Source organism: Meridianimarinicoccus marinus (assembly GCF_040689105.1).
Taxonomy (GTDB): Bacteria; Pseudomonadota; Alphaproteobacteria; order Rhodobacterales; family Rhodobacteraceae; genus Meridianimarinicoccus; species Meridianimarinicoccus marinus.
On the sequence record NZ_JBFBVU010000143.1, the window covers coordinates 1 to 242 of the forward strand.

1 protein-coding gene is annotated in these 242 nt (G+C 59.9%); it reads right to left on the reverse strand.

Annotated features, from left to right (window positions below):
* Positions 1–2: 2 nt before the first annotated feature.
* Positions 3–242: hypothetical protein (locus AB0T83_RS20520; protein WP_366195040.1), on the reverse strand; the 240-nt coding region annotated here is incomplete at its 5' end.

Below are 242 nucleotides of genomic sequence, written 5' to 3' on the forward strand. Positions count from 1 at the left end.
GATCAGTCTTCGCCGACTTTTTTGCTTTTCCGGAAAGTGCGCCGCTTCTCTTCGCGCTCGGCTTCGAACTTTGCGCTGATAGTGCCTTCCAGCGTGTCCAGAGAGCACGGCCATTCGTGTTGCGGGATCTTCCAGTACTCGTCCACCACCTCGCCGGTGGGTTTGTAGGTCAGGTGCACGGCGGGCTCGTCACCAGGCTTGTGTCCGCAGTACTGCATGCCCCAGGCGCGCAGCATCAACAG